Raw genomic sequence first — 25,091 nt, 5'->3', positions numbered from 1 at the left:
AGGGTTTTGGGGTGATAGGGTGATGAAACAGCTTCCCCACTTCCCCACTTCTCCACTTCCCCACTTCCCCACACCCCACACCCCCCACCCCACACCCCACACCCCACACCTCCCTTTCCCTTGATTACCAAAATTATGAGTCAAAAAATTGCCTTTTTAGGATTAGGAGTAATGGGAGCGCCGATGACAGCTAATCTTGTCCGTCAGGGTTTTGCTGTCAATGCTTGGAATCGCAGCCCAGAAGCGCCGGGGATAATCATTGCTGGGGCAGCAGGTGCGAACATTTGTTCTAATATTGCCGCCGCCGTCAGGGATGCCGAGATTGTCTTTACCTGCGTCGGGGATGTGCCTGACGTGGAAGCGGTAATTTTAGGACCGGGGGGTGTCATGGAATCGGCAGCGGTGGGAACTCTGGTGGTGGATATGAGTACCATTGGCTCTCAAGCCGCTAGGATGATTGGTAAAAAGCTAGAGGAAAATAATCTCCGTTTTCTCGATGCTCCCGTCTCTGGGGGCGATATTGGCGCGAAAAACGGCAGTTTAACTATTATGGTGGGGGGGAAAGAAGCGGATTTTCAGACTTGTTTGCCCTGTTTTCAAGCCATGGGCAAAACTATTCGCTGGTGTGGCGAAATCGGCAACGGACAAGCGGTAAAACTCTGTAATCAAGTCTTGGGGGCGGTTCACATGGTGGCGCTGTGTGAGGCCATAAAAATGGCAAAAATTCAAGGATTAGACCCCAATTTAGTTATAGAAGTCTGTAAAACGGGGGCGGCGGGTTCTTGGGCTTTGGAAAATTTGGGACCAAAAATCCTCGCCCAAGATTTACAGCCAGCTTTTATGATTGAACATATCTTAAAAGATTTGCGATTAGTTAAAGAAACTGCCCAGACAGCCGGGGAAATTCTGCCCGGGACAGATTTAGCGGAAACTCTATTTAAAGTAGTAGCGGAATTGGACGAAGGCAAGGGAATTAAACAGGGAACCCAAGCGATGATTCGCGCCTACGATTAGGCCTTTTGTTGGTGATAAATATCATCGGTACGGGCAGCCATGATGAAATCATTTTGATGTAATCCGCCTACGTCATGGGTCCACCAAGAAACGGTAACTTTGCCCCATTCTGTCAATAAAGCTGGGTGATGGCCTTCTTTTTCCGCCGCTTCTCCCACGGCATTAGTAAAGGCGATTGCCCCTTGAAAATTGGCAAATTTATAGAGTTTTTGCAGACGGGGAATACCCTCGTATTCTAAGAGATTCCAATCGGGAATTTTAGCCTGTAAAGCGGTAATTTCTTCGGCAGTGATAGGAGAAGAACCCGATTGACAAGGTTGACATTTTTGTTGAGCAAGTTCGGTCATAGGGGTATCAATCCAGATTTTTTACCTTTATTATAGAGGAAAATCCCCCAGAGAAATTTTTTATTCTTCCTCTGACTCTGGAGAACTCACCCAAGGGGTAGAAGATTCGGCAGCTTTCGGGAAAGAAAAAGATTTTTTCGGAGGAGAAGGCAATAATTCCAATTGTCGATTAGCGGTTTTATAGCTAGTTTTATTTTTCTGCTCTCCCCGTCGTCGTTGGGATGTTTTTTCCTCCGTCGTATTTTCGGCTATCACTTCATACAAAATCGCCCGTTTATCCTCTTGTTGCCCTTTTCTTAAAACCCGTCCTAAACGCTGAATATATTCCCTAGTGGAACCGGTTCCCGATAAAATAATCGCGATGCGCGCTTCCGGCACATCAACCCCTTCATTAAGAACATGGGAAGTCACCAGAATTTTGTATTCTCCCTGACGAAAACGGGTCAGAATTTCATGGCGTTCTTTCACGGGAGTTTGATGGGTTATGGCAGGTATTAAAAAGCTCTCGGAAATGCGGTAAACTGTGGCATTATCGTTGGTAAAAATTAAAATTGGTTCCGGATGGTGTTCACAGATTAACTCGGCTAAAACCCGCAATTTTCCCTGGGTTCCGGAGGATATTTCCTTCGACTCCCGGTGCGCTAACATCGCCCGGCGCCCTTCGCTACTTCTGGCACTAATCATAACAAAATTTTGCCAACCATCTAAACCGGACAAACTGAGATTATTTCTTCTTAAAAAATCATTGCGAATTTTAATTGCTTCTTGATATTTTTCCTGTTCTTTGGCGGATAGTTTCACTTTGATTTGAATTATTTCATGATCCGCTAGGGCTTTTCCTGACAAGTCTTGGGGACTTTTTTGATAAACAATTGTACCGATAAGATAATCTAAATCCTGATGACTACCATCACCGCGATCCGGTGTTGCTGTTAAACCTAAACGATAGGGTGCGATCGAATCTTCCGCTATTTTCCGAAAGAAATCCGATGGTAAATGATGACATTCATCAAAAATCAAAAAAGCGTAACGATTGCCAAGAGTTTCCGAATAAATTGCCGCACTTTGATAGGTGGCGATTAAAATAGCACTATTATCCTTAGAACCTCCCCCTAATAATCCCACCTCGGCATCGGGAAAAGCCGCCAACATCTGGGCATACCACTGGTGCATTAAATCAATAGTCGGCACGATAATTAAGGTACTGCGGGGAGTCGATTGTAGAGCTAATTGGGCAAGATAGGTTTTACCGGCAGCGGTGGGAAGGACAATGACACCCCTTCTCTGGGATTTTTTCCAAGCGATTAACGCTTCCGTTTGGTGGGGGTAGGGTTCCCGTTCAAAACTGGCAATTAATTCTAAATTGTTAAAAGCTTTTGCTTCATCTTGGAAGTTAATACCCTCCTCCTGTAGGGTTTCCACGAGAGGACGATAATGAATGGCCAAAATGCGAAATCTTTCGATACGATCATCCCAAGTGGCAAAATCTAGCCATTTTTTTCCTTTTGGTGGTGGATGGAGAATTAAGGTTCCTCGCTCATATTTGAGGGTGGGTAAGCGCATTTTTCAGTTATCAGTTATCAGTTATCAGTTATCAGTAAACAGTTATCAGTAAACAGTATAAGTGAACTGAAAACTTACATCTGATAACTGATACTAAATCCGTTGAGTATAGGCTACATATCAGGACGGGCAAAAGGCAAGAGGCAACCCCCCCGACGTCGGGGGGACAAGGGGGGTAGGGGGAATAAATAATCAGTTTTTAATAACCGGATTTAGTATGATAACTGATTCAAGGCTGACGGCTTATATTTATCTAAGGGAGGGCGTACGCCCTACGCCCCTACAGAAAAACTAATACGGGGTAATGTAGGGGCGCAATGCTTGCGCCCAAAATGTAAAATTTACGAATACTTTACACCATGATGTCAAGAGAGCCAATTTATCTTGTTAAAAAAATAGAGTGTGAATTAACACACTCTCAGCATATCGAAACAGCTAAAGTTTGGCAATAGATTAAATCTTTTCGGTTAGCTTAGTCAGAACGCGATTGGAACGTTCCACAAAAGCTTGCATTCCCTCGGCATCAAATCCTTTTTGAGCGATTAAAGCTAAATCATAAACGTGCTGACAGAGCATTTTCGCTAATTGCGCCGATGGAGATTCGCCGCTACCAGTAACAATACTTCCCTGACTAATCTGGACAATCTGTTGAATTAGGGGATGATTAGTATTAATCATCAGAATATGTTCTTCGGGGAAAGCCATGGCTTTTTGTTGCATCATTGCCGTCATTTCCTGTAAGCGTCGCATCGCTTCTGGAAGTAAGACAATTGCTGGGGGAGTAGCTTGGGGATCATCGGATTTCAAGGCTTCAGTTTTGATATTGATGCGGGAATTATCGAGGGCTTTGGCGAAGATTTCTTTGATCAATTCAGCCCGGGTTTTATTACTACTGGGATCGATAATTTCACTAGCTTGATCCTGTTCGAGCAGTGTCGAGTCTAATTCAGAATCAACCCGGGTGAATTTCACATCGGAGTATTCTCTTTCTAGGAAAGGAATAAAGTAATTAGTATCGATGAAAGAATCAAAGAAGAGGATCTCTAACCCTTGATTTTTGTAGAGTTCAACGTAGGTGGATTGGCTACGAGGATCGGTACAGTAAAAAACTCGATTTTCGTGGCGTTCTTTATGGCGTTCTAGGTAGGCTTTGAGAGTAGTATAACCTTCCTGTTCGATCGCTTCTAGGGGAGTTTTCGCCGTTGCTTCTTGCCATGCGTCACCTTCGGCGGTTTGCACTGCCACTTGTACTGGGGTTTCTGGGGGTTTGTAGGTAGTCCGATAGATTAAAATATCTTCTACCTGCTGTTTAAATTTATCCTCTTTCAAGGAACCAAATTTAATAAAGGTTCCCACATCTCCCCAACAACGAATATATTCTTTTGCGTCTTCATTGTATAGAGATTTGAGGCGATCAGCAATTTTTTTGGCAATAAAATCTGCAATACGGCGAACGGTGCGATCTTTGGTTAAAGCACTTCGAGACACATTTAAAGGAATATCTGGACTATCGATAACTCCTCGCAAGGGTATCAGGAAATCGGGAATAATTTCTTCGCAATGATCGCTGACAAAAACCTGATTACAGAATAACTTTAATTGTCCTTTTGAGACATCCACATCCGGTCTGAGTTTGGGAAAATAAAGAATGCCATTGAGCAAGAAAGGATAATCGGTATTCAGATGTACCCAGAGTAAAGGTTCTTCTTGGAAAGGATAGAGATAACGATAAAATTCTAGGTAGTCTTCCTTGGTCAGATTTTGAGGAGATTCTTTCCATAAAGCCCGTTGTTGATTAATCACTTCCCCATCAATTTTAATGGGAACGGGCATAAAATCCGAGTAGGTTTTGACTAACTGGCGAATGCGGGCAGGTTCTAAATATTCCCCTTCCTCATCCATTAAAGTTAGGGTGATAGTGGTGCCGATTTGGCTGCGGGAAGAATCGGTTAGTTCAAACTCTGGAGAACCATCACAAGACCAATGGACAGGGGTAGCACCTTCTTGATAGGAAAGAGTATCAATCTCTACCTTTTTAGCCACCATAAAAGCCGAATAAAAACCTAGGCCAAAATGACCGATTAAATCGTTGGCTGATTTTTGGTATTTATTGATAAATTCTTCCGCACTGGAAAAGGCAACTTGGTTAATATATTTCTTGATTTCTTCCCCCGTCATCCCGATTCCATTATCGGTAATTGATAGGGTACGATTTTCTTTATCGATGGCGAGATTAATTTCTGGTTCGGGGACTTCTCCTCTCGCTTCTCCTGCTAAGGAAGCCATTTTTAATTTCGAGATGGCATCAACACTATTGGATATCAATTCCCGTAGAAAAATTTCATGGTCAGTGTAGAGAGATTTTTTGATAATAGGGAAGATATTCTCGGTATGAATCGTGATATTACCTTTTTCGAGTACCGTCATACGTTCAATCAGTAAGGGCTTGACTATTCTAACTTTTTTATTTTGCTCGATGATGGCACTATTGATCACAGAGCGATTGCCCAACTTCCTCTAGGGGGATAACCGTACCGATAAAGGCATTTAACGGCAGCGGGGCGATTTCTAGAACTCGCTCGCAAAAATCAGGGGTAAGTGCCAGATTATCGGGGTTATCGATGACTTTTTGACTTTTGCAAGCGATTGGTTGAGATTTGCCGATTGAGCCAGAATTGCAGTAGCTCTACTTTTCACTTTGCAGATATCCCTCAATCAAAATATCGGGATTGAGATAATTAACCGTGACATTTTCTAACTGTAAAGCTTGGCTCATTAGCTGGAATCCTAAATCACCCACGGCAGTAGGTGCATTAATTCCCCCGATGATCTTGGGCGCGATAAAAGCGATAATTTTTTGTACCATGCCCTCAGCGATCGCCGCTGCACTTAAACCGCCGCCGCACTCCCACAAAACCTGACAAAATCCTCTCTGATAGAGATTTTCCATCACTAAAGTGGGTGTCACCGCGGTTAGTTCGATCACTTCCACCCCTTTTGTTAATAATTGTTGCTTAAGCTTGACATTAGCATCAATTTGTGTATAGACAAGGGTAGGAAATTGACTGGTATCCCAAAGATGGGCGGAGGGGGGTAAATCGAGCGATCGAGTCATGACCACGCGCAGGGGATTATGATCAGATAGGCCGTGAGTGGTAAGGTGGGGATTATCTTGACGGACAGTGCTACCGCCGACGATAATCGCATCACAGGCCGATCGCAATTGATGGACTATTTGGCGAGAAGCGGGGCTAGTAATCCAAGCGCTATGACCGCTAGTAGCGGCAATTTTGCCATCGAGAGTCATGGCATATTTGAGAATACCGAAGGGTTTTTTAGCGGTGATGCGATGGATAAAACCCTGATTGAGTTGACGACATTCGGACTCCTCCACTCCCACCAGCGTCTCGATGCCTGCCGATTCTAGTCTTTGAATGCCTTTCCCCGCCACCAGGGGATTAGGATCGATCATCCCCACCACCACTTTTTTAATGCCTGCTTGCACAATTGCCTCGCTACAGGGTGGAGTCCGTCCATAGTGGTTACAGGGTTCGAGATTGACGTATAAAGTGGCACCACGTGCTTTTTCTGCTGCCTGTCTCAGGGCGAAAACTTCTGCATGGGGTTGTCCGGCCCCTGGGTGAAAACCTTCGCCGATAATTGTACCCTCTTGAACGATCACAGAACCGACTAAAGGATTAGGAGAAGTCCGCCCCAAGGCTTGCCTAGCAAGGGTTAGACATCTTTGCATCATTGTGCGATCGAATTCCGTTGCTTGGGCCATGGTTGATTTCTCCAAAGGAGGGGAGAGTTTTCAGTGATCAGTAAACAGTAATCAGTGATCAGTGGGAATTATAGATTATGAATTATCAATTGGCAGATGGGCAGATGGCAGCGCCAGAGTTGGGAGAATAAATAAAAATAATCTCCTGACGACCGACGACCGATAGCTAAAAAGCTGATCACTTCTCTACTATTATTATTTTAAAGTGAAACGTATCAGAGGATACAGAAATCTCAAATCAAAAAAACAAAGATCGAAAAACGTTGACTACTCACACATCAAGATAAATTCCTAGCTGTTTGGTCTTCTGAAATGATTGACCTCTGTTCCTAGGATTTAGCGGTTGAACGGACATAATTGCTCGGTAATTATTTTCAAAAGTAATGAATCGACCTACTAACTCAACAAAGTAAACGAATTAACGATGAAACGAATTGCTCGAAAATCTGGGGAACTTGTCGGTTTATTACCGAAAATTAACCCTGTCTGGTTAGCCTGTGTTCCCTTGTCTGCGATTATTTTTGTGGTTTGGAACACGGCCGTACAGGCCCAAGATGCGAAACCCCTAACCCCCGAAGATGTGCAAAATGCCCTCAATACCATCTGGGTTTTAATTGCCGCCATCCTCGTGATCTTTATGAATGCGGGTTTTGCGATGCTAGAAACGGGATTCTGTCGCCAGAAAAACGCCGTTAACGTTCTAGCCAAAAACCTGATCGTTTTCGCCCTCTCCACCATGTCATTTTGGGCGATCGGCTTCTCCCTGATGTTCGGGTCTGTCAGTAACGAGTTTTTCGGTACGGGAGGTTGGTTTCTCAGCAGTAGCGATCCCGCCACCTACGTTATGCCTACCTCCTTGCCCACCTCAGTATTCTTCCTGTTCCAAGTCGCTTTCGCGGGAACGGCGGCAACCATTGTATCTGGGGCGGTGGCAGAACGGATTAAATTCACCGATTTCCTCGTTTTTAGCTTAATTATCGTTGGTATCATGTACCCGATCACCGGTCACTGGGTTTGGGGTGGCGGTTGGTTAGCTGACCTTGGTTTTAAAGACTTCGCGGGTTCGACGGTGGTTCACTCGGTGGGTGGTTGGTCTGCCTTAACCGGGGCGGCAATTCTCGGCCCGAGAATGGGTAAATATATCAACGGTCGCACCAATGCCTTACCCGGTCATAACATGAGTATTGCGACCTTGGGTTGTTTAATTCTCTGGATTGGCTGGTTCGGTTTTAACCCCGGTTCTACTTTAGCAGTTAATGAAACTGTACCCTATATCGCTGTCACCACTAACCTCGCCGGGGCCGCGGGCGGCATTGCCGCTACCTTTACCGCTTGGGCGAAAGATGGTAAACCCGACCTTTCGATGATTATTAACGGTATTCTGGCCGGTTTAGTAGCCGTTACTGCCGGTTGTGATGGTGTATCCTATTGGTCGGCGGCAATCATCGGTTTAATTGCCGGTGTGGTCGTGGTGTACTCGGTGGCTTTCTTCGATAACCTGAAAATTGATGACCCGGTGGGTGCGACTTCCGTTCACCTCGTCTGTGGTGTGTTTGGAACCTTAGCCGTCGGTATCTTCAACAAAGATGCCGGTTTAATCACCGGTCAATTCCAACTGTTTATTAACCAAATTATCGGGATTGTGGCAGTAGGGGCATTTACCCTGATTGTTAGTGGTATTGTTTGGACAATCCTCAAGGCTACCCTCGGTATTCGTGTTACTCCCGAAGAAGAAATGGAAGGTTTGGATGTGGGTGAACACGGAATGGAAGCCTATAGCGGTTTCGTCAAGGAGTCCGATATCGTTACCGGTGGCCATTATGCTTCCAGTGTTGACATGGAAACGCCTAGCAGTCGTTAGGGTAAACCTTGTAAAGATAGATTAATTAGATCCCCGACAAAGTTAAAGAGAAAAGGAAGAAGGCCTCGCCCCGATGCGATCGGTGGCTACAATTACCTTCTAAACCTTTTCTCTTTCGGTTTTTTGTCTCTTTCCGGACAGAAAAAATTAATCTTGCTACTAGGCACCAACCGTCAATGAAAAAGATCGTAGGAATAACCATACTTTTGCTGGGACTGGGATTCAATTTCGGAGTTGCCCCGGTTTTTGCGGAAACCATCGCCGCCGCTCCCCCCAATCCGATTAGTGCTGGAGATACCGCTTGGATGCTGATCTCGTCGGCCTTAGTTTTATTAATGACCCCCGGACTGGCTTTTTTTTATGGGGGTTTAGTACGTTCGCGTAACGTCCTCAACACCATGATGATGAGTTTGGTGGCCATGGGCGTAATTGGTGTAACTTGGGTGCTTTGGGGTTATAGTCTTGCTTTTGATGTCACCCCGGGTAAAAGTGGCTTTGGTGAAGGGATCGAAGCTTTTATCGGTGGTCTGGATTGGATTTTTCTCAACGGTGTCACCGCCGCCGCACCTGACAATATCGGTTATGCACCCACCGTTCCCCATCAAGTGTTTATGGTCTATCAGATGATGTTCGCCATCATCACCCCGGCTTTAATTTCGGGTGCGATCGTGGAACGGGTTAACTTTAAAGCCTATTTTTGGTTTTTACTGCTTTGGTCCACCTTTATCTATTCTCCCCTAGCTCACTGGGTTTGGGGTAAGGGTTGGTTGGCAGCCACTGGGGCGCTGGATTTCGCCGGTGGAACCGTTGTTCACGTTAGTTCTGGGATTTCCGCACTGGTGGCCGCCTGGATGATCGGTCCGCGGCGTAGTTTTGGTACCCAAACCTATGCACCCCATAATGTGCCGTTTGTTCTTCTGGGTATCGGTTTACTCTGGTTCGGTTGGTTTGGTTTTAATGGTGGTAGCGCGCTTTCCTCTAGTTCCCTAGCCACGACAGCTTTTGTTAATACCACGATCGCCGCTTCGGCCGGGGGTTTGACATGGATGTTTATAGAATGGATTTTACGCGGTAAACCGACAGCGATCGGTATTGCTAGTGGATTTTTGGGGGGATTAGTCGGTATAACTCCGGCTGCCGGTTATGTGCTGCCGATTGGGGCGATTCTCATTGGTTCGATCACTGCCCTTACCTGTTTTTTTGCGGTTAGTCTGCGGGCAAAATTGCGCTTTGATGATTCTTTGGATACCTATCCCGTCCATGGTGTCGGCGGAACGATAGGGGCGCTGCTTACGGGGCTTTTTGCCACAAAAGCGGTTAATTCAGCCGGAAATGATGGTTTATTTTTTGGGAATCCGGGGTTACTGTGGACGCAATTTGTTGGCGTTGCCGCTACTTATATCTTTGCTGCCGTCGGCACTTTTGTCATCCTGAAAGTTCTCGGTTTATTTATGGAGCTGCGGGTTAAACCGAATACGGAAGCAGAAGGGTTAGATGTTCCTCAACACGGAGAGGAAGCCTACGGACAAGAATTCGAGTTTGGTAGCAGCTTTTCCTACCAAGAAAATCCTCCCACCACAAATCCGCAAGAAAATTATTAGGGATTCAATCGGCTATTGGTGCGGCTAACAGAGGCGAAATTTCGTCTCTGTGAAACTGGCTTTAACAATTCCGTTTTTGGTCGTCTTGTCTCTGTCACTGGGGGTTGTGGGGGTTGCTGAATCAAGGTATGAATGCCAACTGTGCATCGTGTCCAAAAGTTAGTTTGGGTCCAGGTTTTAAAAATCCCGCAAGAGAAGATTCATACTAAATCCAGTTATTAAAAACTGATTATTTATTCCCCCTCTTGCCTCTTGCCTTTTGCCTATCCTAATATGTTACCTATACTCAACGGATTTAGTATCATATCTCAAATCAGCAACGCCTTGGCTCTCATAGTAGGTTGATTCATGAATCAACCCACAAAACACGACGTTTGGACAAATTTTCAGCTATGTATTTCGGAGAAATCGACTTAAAACGTTGCCAGATAAGGATTTGAGAGAATGAAACGACTCTAGGGAGCAGGGAGAAGCAGTTCGAGCATTTGTACTAAAATTTTCCATAGGCAGTTTAAATTCAGTACAGCTTAACTTTCCCCGATCTGCAAGCAGGAGGAGACAAAACTGGTTTATGCTAGAAAGAGTTACCTTAACGTAACTTTACAAAGTCATCGATCGCCCACATTTATGGATTGCATCATCAATCGTCGAGCGCGGTTTTCAGCCAGCCATCGCTATTATCTGCCAGAATGGGACGAAGCCGAAAATCAAAGACTTTTTGGTCTTGGTAGCCGTTTTCCCGGTCATGGTCACAATTACGAATTATACGTCTCCCTATACAAAGAACTCAATCTTTATGGCATGGTGGAAAATCTCTCCACCGTGAAACAGGTAATTAAACGAGAGATAACCAGTCAATTAGACTACTCCTATCTCAATCAAGTCTGGCCGGAATTTCAGCAAACCCTACCCACCACAGAAAATATCGCTAGAGTTATCTGGCAAAGATTAGCACCCTATTTACCATTGGTCAAAATTCAACTATTTGAACACCCCGAATTGTGGGCAGAATATCAAGGAAAAGATATGGAAGCAACTTTAACCGTCAAAACCCATTTTAGTGCCGCTCATCGTTTGGCTTTACCGCAATTAACCCTGGAACAAAACTCGGAAATCTACGGCAAATGCGCCAGGGTAAACGGTCATGGTCATAATTATCACCTAGAAGTATCCGTGGCGGGAGAAATTGATCCCCGCACCGGTATGATTGTGGATCTAGGGGATTTACAAAAAGCGATCGATGAATTGGTAGTAGAACCCTTCGATCATGCTTTTTTAAATAAGGATATTCCCTACTTTGCCGAAGTGGTTCCCACCGCCGAAAATATTGCCCTACATATCGCTCAACTATTAGAAGAACCGATCCGCCAATTAGGAGCCCAATTAGATAAAGTTAAACTAATTGAAAGTCCCAATAATTCTGCGGAAATCCACTGTCGTGGTTCGGTTCAAGCTCCCCGACAACTTCTAGAAAAAACTCTGACAGCCGTTTAATTGCCTGTTGGTTAAGGTGATTAGGGTGAGCCATGCTCACCCTGATAGATTTAATTAAACCCTAGTTAAACACTTCTCGCCATCCTCGCTTTCCTTTGCCTTGGCGCAAGGGAGAGGCTAAATCGACAATTTTCTCGAGCAGTTTCGGGGCAAATTTTTGGCACCAAAGAGCTAGATGACTTTGCCAACCGACGACAATTTCCGTTTTTTCCCTATTTAACCCGGTAATTAGGGTTTGGGCGACTTCTTCGGCGCTCATCGGCTTTAACCATCGAAATAACTGCAATTCTCGCACCATATCCGTATCGGTTAAAGAGGGTAAGAGGGTGACAACTTTGATGTTGTGTTCCCGTAATTCCGACCTGAGAGCTTGACTAAAACCCAAAATGGCAAATTTGGTGGCCGAGTAGGTAGAGAAGCTAGGAGCGGCAATTTTACCCATCATGCTGGAAACATTGACGATGGTTCCCTGTCCCCTAATTGCCATCCGGCGGGCAATTAAGCGAGTAACTGTGTACATGGCCATCAGATTTAAAGATATTTCTGCTTGCACTTGCGAAAATTGCGAGCGTAGAAAGGGGGTTTGATGGGCAATACCGGCACAGTTAACGAGGATATCAATGCCACGGCATTCTTGCCAAACGCGGATAATTGAAGGACTAACAAGGTCATTTTCGGTTAAATCTAGGGCTAAAGGTGTGGCAATGACCCCTAGAGACTCAATTTCTTTGGCTAGTTTGTCTAATCGCTCTTGATCTCTGGCAACAATCACAATTCTGCTTAAACCTTGTCGGGCTAATTCTAAGGCGATCGCACGTCCGATACCCCGGGATGCCCCCGTGACTAGGGCTGTTTTTCCCTGTAATTTCATGATCAAACTCCTGTTTTAAGCAACAGTACGGGAATTTATTGGTTTTGCTTCTGAAATCTTTGATTTGTGCATCTATGCCCTACATAAGTAGCGAAGCAATCGGGGGATAGATGGATAGGTTAGGGTGCATGGGATTTTTCCTCCTTCAAAGCGCACTCTTGAACCCACGGTAACAGTTGTCTTTACAAACAGCAATCTTTTTTAACACTTTTCCGCAAAATCACTCGATCGGATGAACGCTCAGGGTGATCCTCATACTAAATCCGTTAAGTATAGGTAACATATCAGGATAGTCAAAAGGCAAGAGGCAAGAGGCAAAAGGGGGAATAGACAATCAGTTTTTAATAACTGGATTTAGTATCAATCCGATGGAAGGGGAGAAGGGAGTAGGGAAGTGGGGAAGTGGGGAGAGGGGGGCAGCGGGAAAAAAATTGTGGAGCCACCCTATTGTTGATCTCAATTTAGGTGTTCAATGTCGGTAATAATCGGTAAAATTACCGTGATCTTTGTGCCTTTTCCTTCCTCACTTTCTAGGTAAATTTGTCCTTTGTGCGCTTCCACACAGCGTCCGACAATGGCTAATCCTAATCCCGTTCCTTGAATATTATCGACATTGCTACCGCGATAAAAAGGTTTAAATAAATGTTCTTGATCTTTGCTGGGAATACCAATCCCTCGATCGATAATTTTAAAGACTACCTGCTCGGATTCGACAATAATCTTAAATTCTACGGGGTTGCCTTGGGGTGAATATTTTATAGCATTTCCCAGTAAATTTGTCAAGATATGTTTAATTAAATTAATATCCCAAAGTCCTCTTTCTAAGCTCCCCTCAATTTGGAAAATAATTGCTGATTGTTTTTCTGGCTTAACAGTAAAAGATTCTACCAATTTTTGACAATAATCCAGCAAATCCACCAGATCAAATTGACAGTATAATCTCCCAGAATCGGCCCGGCCAATTAATAACACTTCTGTGAGCAATTGATCCATGTCTTTAATGGCCGATCGAATCATGCGAAAATAGCTAACTTGCTGATCTTTTGTCAACCGATCGCGACTTTCTTCTAATAATCCAGCCGAGAGTAAAATTTTATTTAAAGGATTGCGAAAATCGTGGGATAACATGGAAACAAATTCAGTTTTTAACTGATTTAATTCCTGCGCTTTTTCCAGTTGATTAGTGCGTTCAATCACGCTCATTTTTAAAGCTTCGTTCGATTCTCGTAAAGCTTCCTCCATCTGTTTTCGCTCGATCGCATAACATAGCGATCGAGTTAAAATTTCTAAACTTACTTCTCTTTTAATTAAATAATCCTGCGCTCCCTGACGTAGTGCTGCCAAAGCTAAATTATCATCATTAGTATTAGTTAAAACCACGATTGGTAATTTCGGAGCCGTAATTAAAAGGGGAGCTAAGGATTCCAAACCCTGACTATCTGGTAAAGTTAGATCTAATAAAATTACATCAAAATTTGTTTGTTGTAACAGAGAAATTGCCTCGGATAATCTTGACACATTAACCAGATGAAATTCTTTTTTTTCATTACCCTTAAGAATTTCCTTTAATAATCGAGCTTCGGCTAAATTATCCTCGATTAAAAGAACTTTTATATCCTGCGAGAGTCCCATTTTTTAATCAAGAGTTAAAGAGATTTGGGAGGTTAGGAAGTGGGAAGATTTTTCAGTGATCAGTAAACAGTAATCAGTAAAAAGAAAGCTCCGAACTTGCCACTTGATACTATTAACTGAAAACTAAAACCTGATAACTGCTCACTGATCACTGATAACTGATCACTGATAACTGATCACTGATAACTGATAATGATTCACTCACTGGGTAAAGTAGCGGTTTCTAACCAAAAAGCCTCGATATTTTTGACAATTTTGAACAAATCGTTGAGATTGCGTGACTTGGTTATATAACAATTAACGTGCAGTTCATAGCTATAAAAAATATCCTCCTCGTTGCGAGAAGTGGTTAAAACCACCACGGGAATTCTTTTTAAACTGGGATCGTTTTTTATTTCCGCTAATACCTCCCGTCCGTCTTTTCTTGGTAAATTCAGATCGAGAAGAATCAGATTAGGACGGGGAGAATCGAGATACTCCCCTTCTCGACGCAGATAATCCATAGCGTTGACACCATCCCTAACGATAACTAATTCGTGCGGGACGGTGCTAGTTTTTAATGCCTCTTGGATGAGGCGAATATCAGCTTTGCTGTCCTCCACTAATAAGATAATTTTGTGTGGCACGTCCTCGCCAGCGCTCACGCTCGTTACCTCCTAGGGGAATTGTAAAATAGAAAACCGCTCCTTTGCCTAATTGGGATTCTACCCAAATTCGTCCGCGATGACACTCGATAATTTTCTTACAAATCGCCAAACCCATACCTGTGCCGGGGTACTCGTCGCGGGTGTGCAGTCGTTGGAAAATCACGAAAATGCGTTCGGAAAATCGGGGATCGATACCAATTCCATTATCGGTGACAGAGAACAGCCATTCCTCCTCTTGACGTTGCGCGGAAATATGAATAGTGGGAGTTGCTTTTCCTCGGAATTTAATGGCATTACCGATGAGATTTTGGAACAATTGCATTAACTGGGTTTTATCTGCCATGACAATTGGCAAAGGATCGACGGTGATCATAGCTTGACTTTCTTGAATTCTCCCTTTCAGGTTAGCGAGAGCTTTTTCCAGTGCCAGATTAGCATCGATGGTATTAAACTCTACCGCCTGCATATCCACTTTTGAGTAAGCCAGCACATCATCTATTAATGTTTGCATCAAGCTGACACCTTCGACGGCAAAAGTAATAAATTCTTTAGCATCTTCGTCCAGTTCTTCGGTGTAGCGCATTTCTAGCAACTGCACATAGTTGGCGACTTGATTGAGGGGTTCCTGTAAATCGTGGGAGGCGACGTAGGCGAATTTTTTTAATTCGGCGTTTGATAGTTCCAAATCCCGCGCTAAACGTGCCAACTCATCGGCTTGTTTTAAGATGATATTGACGATCGCTTTTCGTAATTCTAGTGCGGCGTTAATTTCTACCGCTTTCCAGGGTAAAGATTTGAGGCGAACGGTTTCTTTCCAGAGGGAGAAAGATTTACGCGGACAGAGACGAATATTACCATCTATGGCAGTCGTTTCGATTGCTTTACCCGGATCACCACCCCAGTTCACGGTTTGAATTACTTCCGGACGAAACCAGAGGAGATAATTACGTTTAGAAATGGGAATTGCTAGTAAACCACTGGCAATGTCTTTAAACTTACCCGCATCGGCATAAATTCGCGGTAAGGAATTGGTATAGTAAACATCTTCATGGACGTTTTTTTCTAGCCAAGTAATCAGATAGTTTAGTTCTTCTTCGCTCGGTGTTACTCCAATTAAGGTATAGTTACCACCTAAGCAAATAGCGGCTCCCGTGGCTTTAGTTAGATCGAGCAGATTCGGTTTATGGGCAATTAATCCATCAATAAAGTTATTAGCTTCAGCCATATAATCGATTAATTGCGATTGCACAAAATTTAATTTCACTCGATAGTCATAATCCTCGGTTTCTTCCCGTGCCGATATTTCCGAAAAAATCACTCTTCCTAAGAACTCACAAGCTTTACGGAGTTCGTAGGGTACATATTTAGGGGTGCGGTGATGACAGGCAATAATGCCCCAGAGACGTTTATTTTCAATTAGAGAAATGGTTAGAGATGCTCCCACTCCCATATTATGCAGGTATTCTAAATGACAGGGAGAAGCACTTCTAAGACTGGACAGGGTTAAATTTAAGGGTTGTTGGGTTTCGGGATGAAGAATAGGCACTAGATCGACAGGTTCAGAGGTAGCATCGGGAATCTGTCGAATCCAATTAGCGCTTAATAAATTTCGTGCCGGGAGAGGGATATCGGAAGCGGGATAACGTAAACCGAGATAGGGTTCTAGTTGCTCTATTTTGTCTTCTGCTATCACATCACCGTTATCTTCTTCGTCGAATTTGTATAACATAACTCGATCGAATCCTGTCATTTTTCTGACTTCTTTAACGATGATATTACAGAAATCTTTCAGGCTACGGGTTGCTTCAAGTTTATCGATCGAAGTTTTGGCTAGGTGATAGAATCTCAGGAAAGGAATGTTTTCATAGGAGATAGCTGGTTCTAACTCTAAAATCAGCATTTGTTCGGCGTTGCGGTGGAAAATAGCATCAAAAACAGCAAAATCATCTCCTTTAACCCGCGCCCAAATTTTGGCAGGATTGAGAGCATCAAAATCGTTATTTTCTATGGCTGATTTTAGAGGATCGATCTGAAAGGGATCGAAGATTTCCTCTAGGGTTTTACCGATAATTTCCCCCGGAGAAATACCCAATAAACTGCGGCTATTACTGCTGGTTTGGCTGACTTTTAGATCCGGTTCGCTGAGAACTAAAAGCACCCCGTGCGGTTGAATTCGGTTATAGAGATGGATCGGTTCCCGTTCGATCGAAGTTGGGTTAATTGTTTCGGTTAGAACTTCCATGTGTATTGCCCCCAGAGGATTTTTGCCAAGTTGAAAACTCTTTGTTTATTAAAACTATTTCTTCTCACTTTCGGGGGGCGATCGAGAATAAATTTACTTCTCTTAATACTAGGCCATCAAAAGTAATAAAACTTTAATTAATCAGTTATCTATTGATCGAGCAGTTCTGTTCAGTTCCCTTTATTATAATCAGTTTTTCTCTGAGAATCTATGGTCATTTGTTAAGAATTAAGAGTTAATGTTACAAGGTACAGATAATTCTTAATAAAAATATATAGTAGTTAAGGGGTTTCAGACCCAAAAATTTCCAGGAACGCACCCTAGAAAAGTAGGCGATATCGTACTGTAATTATACAATTGATAAGCAAGAACAAATTCAAGAGATAAATTAGTAAACTTGATCGTGTTTTCCAATATCAACTATAACAATTAAAGTTTCTCCTGAATCAGTATCTTGACGAAAAGTAAAAATAATACCGCAATCGTAACTAACAGAACATGACCAATAAGCTTCTAATTTACCTGTCAGCTTATGAGATTTTAAAGAAGGGGTAAAGGGATTATCTTCTAACAAATGTAGAACCTCTGATACCTTGCTTTGTAGTTGAGGATTTTTGCTGATTAAGCGTTGAAAAGCTCTTTTAAAGCTTTTGTCAGCAACTAATTTCATTCTTCATCCTCTAACAAATAAGCCATTATCTCTTCAGCACTGCCTTTTTTTGCTGTTCCCATTGCTAAAGATTTTAAGGTTTCTTCGCCATTTTTAGCCATCTCCTCCTGGCGTTTCTCAATGCGTCTTTTACGAATTAGCTCAAACAAATAATCTTGGTCTTCAATGGATAGACTCTCTACCGATTCGATAATATCTTGAAAAAATGCGATACTCATTACAGTTTCCCCCTGTTAGTTAACTTTTTTTCCTGATATGTTATCACAATATAGTCAAGTGGTGCGTTAGGCAATCCCTTGTTTTTAGGGAAAAAATCAAGAGCTAAATATTGCCGTAACGCACCACAAAAAAAAGTTTTTGGCTACTTTTATAAGCCGCTATGACGGAGGAGAGGTTCGGTACTGGGTTCACGACCGCGGAAAGCTTTAAAAACATTCATAGGATGGGAACTTCCCCCCATAGCTAAAACAGTATCACGAAAACGACGACCGATCGCTTTCACTGCTTCTTCGTTATCTAATCCCACTTCCTCGAAAGCGGCAAAAGCATCGGCGCTGAGAACTTCTGCCCATTTATAACTATAGTAACCCGCCGCATAACCGCCAGCGAAAATATGTCCAAAAGAACACAAGAAAGCATCTTCCGGTAGGGGAGGAATGATCGTCGTCGTCGCCGCTAAACGCTGTCTGACTTGTTTAGGAGTTTCGCTGCCATTGGGTTGATAGCGATGGTGTAATTCCAAATCTACTAAAGACAAATGTAACTGACGCAGCATAGCCGAACCGCTCATATAATTCTTAGCTAGAAGCAGTTTTTGGTAGTAATGTTCGGGGAGAGTTTCACCAGTTTCGTAGTGTTTGGCCATACTCATTAAAGTAGGGCGATCATAACACCAATTTTCCATAAATTGACTGGGCAATTCCACCGCATCCCACTCAACGTTATTAATACCCGCTGCGCCGGAATAGTCCACAGTGGTTAACATATGCTGTAAACCGTGGCCAAATTCGTGAAATAGGGTAGTTACCTCCTCAAAGGTCATTAAACTGGGGTTTCCGTCCACTGGAGGCGTTTGATTGCAGATTAAATAAGCCACAGGTAAACGCACCTCGGCACCGGTTTTGGCCCGACCGATACAGACATCCATCCAAGCGCCGCCGCGTTTTTCGGCGGGACGACTGTAGGCATCGAGGTAGAAATAGGCGATTTTTTCGCCCTTTTCGTCGTTAATCTGGAAATAACGCACCTCGGGATGCCAGATAGGTGCTTTACCGTCGGCGGCGATAATTTCTACCGCAAAAATCCGTTTAGCGAGGCTAAATATGCCTTCTAAAACCCGTGGTAGGGGGAAATAGGGGCGTAATTCCTCGGCACTAAAGTTAAACCTGGCCTGACGCTGTTTTTCTGACCAATAGGCTATATCCCAATGCTTGAGATCGTCGGTTCCCGCAAAAGTTTTTAAGGCCTCTAAATCCTGTTTTGCCGCTTCATAGCTTACTTGGCGCAAATTGTCAAGCAATTTCTCGATTTCATCCACAGAATTGGCCATTTTCCGGGCAAGACTGACCTCGGCGTAGGTACTATAACCTAGAAGATGGGCTTGTTCCTGACGAAGTTGCAAAATGCGATCGATGAGGGGATTATTATCCAATTCTCCCAGATCGGCCCGACTAACGTAGGCTTTATAGAGTTTTTCGCGCAATTCCCGATTATCGCTGTACTTCATAAAGGGGAAATAACTGGGAAAATCGAGGGTAATCACCCAGGGTCCAGTTTCGGTACTGGCGTTAGTTTCTCCTTGGCCCCGGGCGGTTTGGGCGGCTAAACTAAGGAGACTAGGGGGTAAACCGGCGATATCTTCTGGGGTTGTTAGTTTCAGTTGAAAAGCTTTGGTGGCATCGAGGATGTTATTAGAAAATTTCGTGGTGATTTCGGCTAATTCCAGTTGAATCGCGTTAAATCTGTCTTTTTTCTCCCCTACCAATCCCACCCCAGCCAATTGAGCATCCCGTAGGGAAGCTTCGACAATGCGCTGTTGTGCCTCGTCTAATTGCCCCCAGCTTTCTCCTTGGCGCAGGGACAAAAATGCCTCATAAATGGGTTTACTTTGGCTTAAACGGCTAATAAACTCGACCACCTGCGGTTGTACGCTTTCGTAAGCTTGACGCAATTCTGGGCTATTTTTTACCCCCATCAGATGACCGATAATCCCCCAACTCCAGCTTAAACGTTCTTCGATCCGGGTGAGGGGTTTGACTAATTTTTCCCAGGTGGGGATAATCTGCGCTTCTAGATCGGTTAATTCTCCGGCCAGTTCCTGCAAAAGTTGCGTCATGCCAGGGACAATTAGGCCGGGTTGGATTTGGTCAAAAGCCGGTAATCCTTGACCGGCAAGCAGCGGGTTACTGGTATTCGTCATAATTTTTGGTCTGCAAGGGCGAGTAATCTGTATCTTTTACTACCCTAACCTAAATCCCCTACCATCTATCCGGGCGATCGAGCGCTGGAGCTTTTTCAGTGGGGTGTGGGGAAATTGAACTAAAACCCCAAAACCCCAAAACCCTAAAACCCCGCTAATGATTCGGTAGTAGTGCCGTAGCCCTCTTGCTTACCCGGTATGAATTGTGTAAAATATTTATTAATAAAAATAATTGGAACCTGATCAGTCTTTAAACCTCTAGCTTGAGCATGACTTTTCTGGTAAATATCTTTTTCTGGCTCCTGTCTGGCTTACTCAAATATCATACTAAATCCTGTTATTAGAAACTGATTATTTATTCCCCCTTTTGCCTCTTGCCTTTTGCCTTTTGCCTTTTGCCTTTTGCCTCTTGCCTTTTGCCTCTTGCCTTTTGCCTCTTGCCTTTTGCCTCTCCTCATAATTAGCCTATGCTCAACGGATTTAGTATCAGAAACCCTATCGGGTATTGGCGATCGCATCTAGAGCCAGATTCAGTTTCAGCACGTTAACCCCCGGTTCACCGAAGATGCCGAGAAAGCGATTATCGGTGTTTTTGATAATCAGGATCTCTACTTGATTCGTCGGTAATCCCCGCACCCGCGCCACCCGCTCGATCTGCGCTCTGGCGGCCTCCGGGGTGATATGGGGATCAAGACCAGAACCGGAGGTGTACACCAGAGCTGCGGTGGGTTTAATTGCCGCTTTCTCTAATCGGGGAATCTCCCCCTGTATAGCTTTTGCCGGATCGGGATCGGGTTTTCCTTTAATGCGATCGATTAATGCGGGGTTACTGGGAGCTAGGTTACTCGCTCCCGAAATTCCGGTTTGCAAGATCTTGTTAGGATCGTTTTTCGGATCGGCCGTACTGTAGTTGGTGGTACTCGGACGACTATTAAAATAGCGATCGCTGGTGAAAGGTTGTCCAATTAGAGCCGAACCCACCACTTGACCTTGATTATTGGTAATTAAACTCCCGTTTGCTTGCCAGGGAAAAAGAATTTGACCGATGGCGATCATCGAGAAAGGATAGATCAGCGCAGTAATTACCCAGAGAACTAGGGTAGAACGGATGGCTCTACTGGCCTCGCGTGCAAAACTCATGATTAGAATCTCTCCGGTACAAAGATGACGAGGAACAGATAGATAAATAAAGCAAAGGCGACTAATCCTAAAATGGTTAATGCGAAGGATTGCCCCCTATTTATAGTGCTTCCCGTAGAAGCTTGAACGATGGAGGAGAAAAGAATTGTTAGACAGAAATTTAAGAAAATGTACCAGAAAAATCGGTATTTTCTAGGGGATGCTTTCATAAGAATTAGAGTTTTTTGGAGATTTGTTTTTGCCAGTCAATCAAGAAAATAGCTGTAGTTGTCTATAGGTTATCTTTTTCCCCTTTTTCAATTCATAGTTAAGAATACATTGGCCCACATATCTGGCCAGATTAACAGGAACCGCATTGCCAATCATTTGTTCTAGATTAGATTTTGTTCCCGCAAAAATAAAGTCTTTAGGAAAAGTTTGGATATAGCTTCGCTCGCTCGTTGTTAGCGGTCTTAATTTTTCCTTAAGATGACAAGCATCACCGGGATGTTGTCTATAGGTTTTGGGAACTGGTCGATTTACTCCTCGAATAGTAGGGCTAGGTTCATAAATACTGAATATCGCCCTTCTTTGATAGCTTCTAGGATGTCTATAATAGTATTCTATATCTAATTCTTTGCCCATATAGTCAAATACAGTCAGAGGTTGACTTGATAAATTGTCATTGATTTCATCGATTAAAAAATCATCTTCTTCGTTCATTTTACCGATCAGAAAATATCTTTTTCTAGTTTGAGGAACTCCGCAGTAACAAGAATTAATAACTTTTCCAGTTAAACCATAACCATGACTTTTAAAAATTTGTTTTGCTTGAGTGAGTATTTTACTTTTCTCAATTCTATCCACATTTTCCATAACAAACCATTGGGGACTTACTCTAGTGACAATTTCAGCGAATGTGAGCGTTAGATTCGCTCGTCCTAAACCCTCGTCTCTCTTACCCGCACTGGAAAAGTCTTGACAAGGAGGGCTGCCGACAATAATCTCAGGATTATATTGAGCCAATATTTCTTGATTAGATTCTCTAGATAAATCGACATTAAATATCGGATGACTAAAGTTATTTCTATAGACATCTATAGCAGGTATCCAATTATCAAATGCGGCCACAATAGTAAACCCCGCTTTCTGAAAACCTAAAGATAAACCACCACAACCAGCAAATAAATCGATTGTGATCATTTTGCTCCCTCCTCTAAATTGACTCTCGAAAGCATAAAATAAATTATCGGAATCGGGAGCTAAACCGTATAACTCTTGTGTACTTAACTCCGCCGGTTGAATTTTTAAATTTTCATCGAGTTTCAGATATATATTTTTCATTCCTTTCCAATCCAAGTAAGCGCACAAAGAAGCTGGAAATGAGGAGTTAAATTGATTTTTACCCCATGTTTCTTTTTGGGTAAAATCCTGATTCGAGTGCTTCAATCCGAATAAACTAGGCTTAAATATTGCCGATTTTCCCATTACCTCAACCCGAGCGCTGAAATTATCTCATCAATAATCTTAATAGCAATAAACGGCGCGATCACGCCTCCCACCCCGTAGATGAGGATATTGCGCCGCAATAGTTGGTCAGCAGTGAGCGGGCGAAATTGAACGCCTTTAAGTGCCAGGGGAATCAAAACGGGGATAATCAGGGCATTGTAGATCAGGGCTGAGACGATCGCCGATTGAGCGCTTTTCAAACCCATGATATTTAAAGCACCGATCCCGGCGGCGGCGAAAATCGTCGGGATAATGGCGAAATACTTAGCGATATCGTTAGCTACCGAAAACGTGGTCAGGGCGCCGCGGGTAATGAGTAACTGTTTGCCGATGGTCACTAAATCGATCAGCTTGGTCGGGTCGGAGTCGAGATCCACCATATTGGCCGCCTCCTTCGCCGCTTGGGTTCCGGAGTTCATCGCCACACCGACATTAGCCTGGGCCAGTGCCGGTGCGTCGTTGGTTCCGTCCCCCGTCATGGCAACTAACTTGCCCTTGGCTTGCTCGCGACGGATCACCTCGATCTTATCTTCTGGGGTGGCCTCGGCGATAAAATCATCCACCCCCGCCTCCGCCGCAATCACCGAGGCCGTGATCTGGTTGTCGCCAGTGAGCATGATCGTTCTCACCCCCATGCGCCGTAATTGGTCGAAACGCTCTTTTAATCCAGGTTTTACTATGTCTTTGAGATAGATCACCCCGTAGATATCGTTACCCCGACAGACGGCGAGGGGAGTTCCCCCCAAACGGGAAACCCTTTCCTGTGCCTGATCGAGGGTCTCGGGAACGGAACCACCGCGGGAACGGACGAAACCTTTAATCGCGTCTACGGCTCCCTTACGGTATTCCTCGCCGTCCCTATCGGTGCCGCTCATGCGGGTACGAGCCGAGAATGGGATTCCCTCGCCGGTTTGGCCATCGATGGAGAGGTTCGCGCCCAAATTCCGGGCTAAGGCAACGATCGAGCGTCCTTCCGGGGTTTCGTCGAAAAGGCTGGCCGCTAGACAGATGCGGGCTAATTCCTCGAGGTTATGACCGTTCACGGGGATAAATTCGTCAGCCAGCCGGTTTCCGAGGGTGATCGTTCCCGTTTTGTCGAGAAGGAGGGTATTGACGTCACCGCAGGCTTCCACCGCCCGCCCAGAGGTGGCGATGACGTTAAACTGAGCCACACGATCCATCCCGGCGATACCGATCGCACTCAATAAACCGCCGATTGTTGTGGGAATGAGGGCGACGAGGAGGGAGATCAAGATGGCGATACTGGAACCAGCGCGAAAAGTATCCGCGACCGCCAGACCGCGGCTCGTTTCCAGGAAACCGGCGATATAGTTCCCGATCGAGGGAATCGTGGCCACGACAATTAAAAAGACTTGGGTTAACACGGCCAGAAGTACCGTCAGCGCGATCTCGTTGGGGGTTTTCGTGCGCTCGGCCCCTTCCACAAGGGAGATCATGCGATCGATAAAACCCCGGCCGGGATCTTGAGTGATCCGTACCGTCAACTCGTCCGAGAGAAGCCGCGTACCACCGGTGACGGAACTGGCGATGTCGGTGCCGGGTTGTTTGAGGACGGGGGCCGATTCTCCGGTGATCGCCGATTCATCCACCGAACCGATTCCCTCGATCACTTCCCCGTCGGCGGGAATCACGTCCCCGGCCACCAGTTTCACCCGATCGCCCCGATGCAAGGCCGTGGAACTGACCGACTCGATCGATCCGTCGGCCAGGATTTTCCGGGCGATCGTGTCGCTGCGGGTCGATCGCAGGGCATCGGCCTGGGCTTTTCCCCGTCCCTCGGCGATCGCCTCGGCGAAGTTGGCAAACAGCACCGTCAAGAAGAGGATCAGGGTGATGATGCCGTTAAGTAGCCGTTGTTGTCCCCTATCCCCGGCGATCGTGCCGAATAGATGCGGGTCGATCGTCACCAGGACCGTGACGATTGTTCCCAACCAGACCACGAATAGGACAGGGTTACGCACGGCGATGCGCGGGTCGAGTTTGAGGAAGGACTGCCGGATCGCGCTTTGATAGAGACCTGTCCGGTTTACCTTGGGGGTGTGGCGGCGGTCGTCCCGGCGACCTCTCGGCACTCGCAACGGGCGGGAGGATTTAGAATTTCCTTTGTTCGTTCTCATAAATTATCTAGGGCTGGTTGAATAAATCTAAAAACCTTGTTGGGTAAGACTTTTAGACCTTTTGTCAATCAAAAAGTACTGGATATGGGAGTGATCGGGGGGAAATTTAGGCACTTTTTCCCTGAAAATTAGGTAATTGGCCACCTCAAAACTGGTAAAACCCCACACCCCACACCCCAC

Annotated in this window: 19 protein-coding genes; 4 read left to right on the top strand and 15 right to left on the bottom strand. The window is 44.6% G+C overall.

Features of this window, described 5'->3' with window-relative positions; all coding sequences use genetic code 11:
- The first annotated feature begins 135 nt into the window (after nucleotides 1–135).
- Nucleotides 136–1,014, top strand: coding sequence for an NAD(P)-dependent oxidoreductase (locus IM485_RS13220; protein ID WP_287743604.1), 879 nt, complete (start codon nucleotides 136–138; stop codon nucleotides 1,012–1,014).
- On the opposite strand, the gene IM485_RS13215 is transcribed toward IM485_RS13220, so the two are convergent.
- The 4 genes from IM485_RS13215 to ribD form a co-directional block, all read right to left on the bottom strand.
- Nucleotides 1,011–1,361, bottom strand: a complete 351-nt coding sequence (locus IM485_RS13215; protein ID WP_002779963.1) for a 4a-hydroxytetrahydrobiopterin dehydratase — start codon at nucleotides 1,359–1,361, stop codon at nucleotides 1,011–1,013. The genes IM485_RS13220 and IM485_RS13215 overlap by 4 nt on opposite strands.
- A gap of 60 nt (nucleotides 1,362–1,421) precedes the next feature.
- Entirely contained in the window at nucleotides 1,422–2,924 is a 1,503-nt protein-coding gene (locus tag IM485_RS13210) for a DEAD/DEAH box helicase (protein ID WP_104396999.1), read from the bottom strand.
- A 453-nt stretch (nucleotides 2,925–3,377) separates the two neighbouring features.
- The gene (htpG, locus tag IM485_RS13205; protein ID WP_287743671.1) at nucleotides 3,378–5,351 is read right to left on the bottom strand and encodes a molecular chaperone HtpG; all 1,974 of its coding nucleotides are present in this window, start codon (nucleotides 5,349–5,351) and stop codon (nucleotides 3,378–3,380) included.
- A gap of 259 nt (nucleotides 5,352–5,610) precedes the next feature.
- On the bottom strand, nucleotides 5,611–6,708 hold the full coding sequence (ribD, locus tag IM485_RS13200; protein WP_287743600.1) for a bifunctional diaminohydroxyphosphoribosylaminopyrimidine deaminase/5-amino-6-(5-phosphoribosylamino)uracil reductase RibD: 1,098 nt from the start codon (nucleotides 6,706–6,708) through the stop codon (nucleotides 5,611–5,613).
- A gap of 424 nt (nucleotides 6,709–7,132) precedes the next feature.
- Between ribD and IM485_RS13195 the strand changes: the two genes are divergently transcribed.
- From IM485_RS13195 to IM485_RS13185, 3 genes are all read left to right on the top strand, one after another.
- Nucleotides 7,133–8,569 carry an ammonium transporter gene (locus IM485_RS13195; protein WP_104396997.1) on the top strand — a complete coding sequence of 479 codons (1,437 nt, stop codon included), beginning with the start codon at nucleotides 7,133–7,135 and terminating at the stop codon, nucleotides 8,567–8,569.
- 176 nt (nucleotides 8,570–8,745) lie between these two features.
- Entirely contained in the window at nucleotides 8,746–10,170 is a 1,425-nt protein-coding gene (locus IM485_RS13190; protein ID WP_287743597.1) for an ammonium transporter, read from the top strand.
- A 627-nt stretch (nucleotides 10,171–10,797) separates the two neighbouring features.
- Nucleotides 10,798–11,664, top strand: a complete 867-nt coding sequence (locus tag IM485_RS13185; protein ID WP_104397083.1) for a 6-pyruvoyl trahydropterin synthase family protein — start codon at nucleotides 10,798–10,800, stop codon at nucleotides 11,662–11,664.
- Nucleotides 11,665–11,725: 61 nt separating this feature from the next.
- Here IM485_RS13185 and IM485_RS13180 read toward each other — a convergent pair whose 3' ends face one another.
- From IM485_RS13180 to kdpB, 11 genes are all read right to left on the bottom strand, one after another.
- On the bottom strand, nucleotides 11,726–12,535 hold the full coding sequence (locus IM485_RS13180; protein WP_194018443.1) for an SDR family NAD(P)-dependent oxidoreductase: 810 nt from the start codon (nucleotides 12,533–12,535) through the stop codon (nucleotides 11,726–11,728).
- A 456-nt stretch (nucleotides 12,536–12,991) separates the two neighbouring features.
- A complete protein-coding gene (locus IM485_RS13175; protein WP_287743593.1) occupies nucleotides 12,992–14,167 on the bottom strand; it encodes a hybrid sensor histidine kinase/response regulator in 1,176 nt (391 codons plus the stop codon).
- A gap of 197 nt (nucleotides 14,168–14,364) precedes the next feature.
- Nucleotides 14,365–14,811, bottom strand: a complete 447-nt coding sequence (locus IM485_RS13170; protein WP_002801723.1) for a response regulator — start codon at nucleotides 14,809–14,811, stop codon at nucleotides 14,365–14,367.
- Nucleotides 14,750–17,056 (bottom strand): sensor histidine kinase, encoded by a 2,307-nt coding sequence (locus IM485_RS13165; protein WP_104396993.1) that lies wholly within the window; start codon nucleotides 17,054–17,056, stop codon nucleotides 14,750–14,752. Before IM485_RS13165 ends, IM485_RS13170 begins: the two co-directional genes overlap by 62 nt.
- 388 nt (nucleotides 17,057–17,444) lie before the next feature.
- Nucleotides 17,445–17,726, bottom strand: coding sequence for a type II toxin-antitoxin system RelE/ParE family toxin (locus IM485_RS13160; protein ID WP_104396992.1), 282 nt, complete (start codon nucleotides 17,724–17,726; stop codon nucleotides 17,445–17,447).
- The gene (locus IM485_RS13155) at nucleotides 17,723–17,944 is read right to left on the bottom strand and encodes a hypothetical protein (protein WP_287743591.1); all 222 of its coding nucleotides are present in this window, start codon (nucleotides 17,942–17,944) and stop codon (nucleotides 17,723–17,725) included. Before IM485_RS13155 ends, IM485_RS13160 begins: the two co-directional genes overlap by 4 nt.
- Before the next feature lie 149 nt (nucleotides 17,945–18,093).
- A complete protein-coding gene (locus tag IM485_RS13150; RefSeq protein ID WP_287743588.1) occupies nucleotides 18,094–20,145 on the bottom strand; it encodes a M3 family metallopeptidase in 2,052 nt (683 codons plus the stop codon).
- Between the two features lie 495 nt (nucleotides 20,146–20,640).
- The gene (gene kdpC / locus IM485_RS13145; protein ID WP_287743586.1) at nucleotides 20,641–21,285 is read right to left on the bottom strand and encodes a K(+)-transporting ATPase subunit C; all 645 of its coding nucleotides are present in this window, start codon (nucleotides 21,283–21,285) and stop codon (nucleotides 20,641–20,643) included.
- A 2-nt stretch (nucleotides 21,286–21,287) separates the two neighbouring features.
- Nucleotides 21,288–21,494, bottom strand: a complete 207-nt coding sequence (kdpF, locus tag IM485_RS13140; protein ID WP_287743584.1) for a K(+)-transporting ATPase subunit F — start codon at nucleotides 21,492–21,494, stop codon at nucleotides 21,288–21,290.
- A 40-nt stretch (nucleotides 21,495–21,534) separates the two neighbouring features.
- The gene (locus tag IM485_RS13135; RefSeq protein WP_287743581.1) at nucleotides 21,535–22,752 is read right to left on the bottom strand and encodes a DNA cytosine methyltransferase; all 1,218 of its coding nucleotides are present in this window, start codon (nucleotides 22,750–22,752) and stop codon (nucleotides 21,535–21,537) included.
- Complete coding sequence (gene kdpB / locus IM485_RS13130; RefSeq protein WP_104396987.1) at nucleotides 22,752–24,911, bottom strand: potassium-transporting ATPase subunit KdpB; 2,160 nt, start codon at nucleotides 24,909–24,911, stop codon at nucleotides 22,752–22,754. The genes IM485_RS13135 and kdpB overlap by 1 nt, the downstream gene beginning before the upstream one ends.
- Nucleotides 24,912–25,091 lie beyond the last annotated feature (180 nt).

The organism is Microcystis sp. M169S2 (assembly GCF_020245865.1).
GTDB classification, from domain to species: domain Bacteria; phylum Cyanobacteriota; class Cyanobacteriia; order Cyanobacteriales; family Microcystaceae; genus Microcystis; species Microcystis ichthyoblabe_A.
The sequence above is the reverse complement of the archived record's forward strand: the minus strand, read 5'-3'. Positions and strand labels throughout refer to the sequence as shown.

Bases quoted from the DNA above. Each gene is read 5' to 3' on its own strand.
- IM485_RS13220 (WP_287743604.1), top strand. From the start codon at position 136: ATGAGTCAAAAAATTGCCTTTTTAGGATTAGGAGTAATGGGAGCGCCG.
- IM485_RS13215 (WP_002779963.1), bottom strand. From the start codon at position 1,361: ATGACCGAACTTGCTCAACAAAAATGTCAACCTTGTCAATCGGGTTCT.
- IM485_RS13210 (WP_104396999.1), bottom strand. From the start codon at position 2,924: ATGCGCTTACCCACCCTCAAATATGAGCGAGGAACCTTAATTCTCCAT.
- htpG (WP_287743671.1), bottom strand. From the start codon at position 5,351: ATGACGGTACTCGAAAAAGGTAATATCACGATTCATACCGAGAATATC.
- ribD (WP_287743600.1), bottom strand. From the start codon at position 6,708: ATGGCCCAAGCAACGGAATTCGATCGCACAATGATGCAAAGATGTCTA.
- IM485_RS13195 (WP_104396997.1), top strand. From the start codon at position 7,133: ATGAAACGAATTGCTCGAAAATCTGGGGAACTTGTCGGTTTATTACCG.
- IM485_RS13190 (WP_287743597.1), top strand. From the start codon at position 8,746: ATGAAAAAGATCGTAGGAATAACCATACTTTTGCTGGGACTGGGATTC.
- IM485_RS13185 (WP_104397083.1), top strand. From the start codon at position 10,798: ATGGATTGCATCATCAATCGTCGAGCGCGGTTTTCAGCCAGCCATCGC.
- IM485_RS13180 (WP_194018443.1), bottom strand. From the start codon at position 12,535: ATGAAATTACAGGGAAAAACAGCCCTAGTCACGGGGGCATCCCGGGGT.
- IM485_RS13175 (WP_287743593.1), bottom strand. From the start codon at position 14,167: ATGGGACTCTCGCAGGATATAAAAGTTCTTTTAATCGAGGATAATTTA.
- IM485_RS13165 (WP_104396993.1), bottom strand. From the start codon at position 17,056: ATGGAAGTTCTAACCGAAACAATTAACCCAACTTCGATCGAACGGGAA.
- IM485_RS13160 (WP_104396992.1), bottom strand. From the start codon at position 17,726: ATGAAATTAGTTGCTGACAAAAGCTTTAAAAGAGCTTTTCAACGCTTA.
- IM485_RS13155 (WP_287743591.1), bottom strand. From the start codon at position 17,944: ATGAGTATCGCATTTTTTCAAGATATTATCGAATCGGTAGAGAGTCTA.
- IM485_RS13150 (WP_287743588.1), bottom strand. From the start codon at position 20,145: ATGACGAATACCAGTAACCCGCTGCTTGCCGGTCAAGGATTACCGGCT.
- kdpC (WP_287743586.1), bottom strand. From the start codon at position 21,285: ATGAGTTTTGCACGCGAGGCCAGTAGAGCCATCCGTTCTACCCTAGTT.
- kdpF (WP_287743584.1), bottom strand. From the start codon at position 21,494: ATGAAAGCATCCCCTAGAAAATACCGATTTTTCTGGTACATTTTCTTA.
- IM485_RS13135 (WP_287743581.1), bottom strand. From the start codon at position 22,752: ATGGGAAAATCGGCAATATTTAAGCCTAGTTTATTCGGATTGAAGCAC.
- kdpB (WP_104396987.1), bottom strand. From the start codon at position 24,911: ATGAGAACGAACAAAGGAAATTCTAAATCCTCCCGCCCGTTGCGAGTG.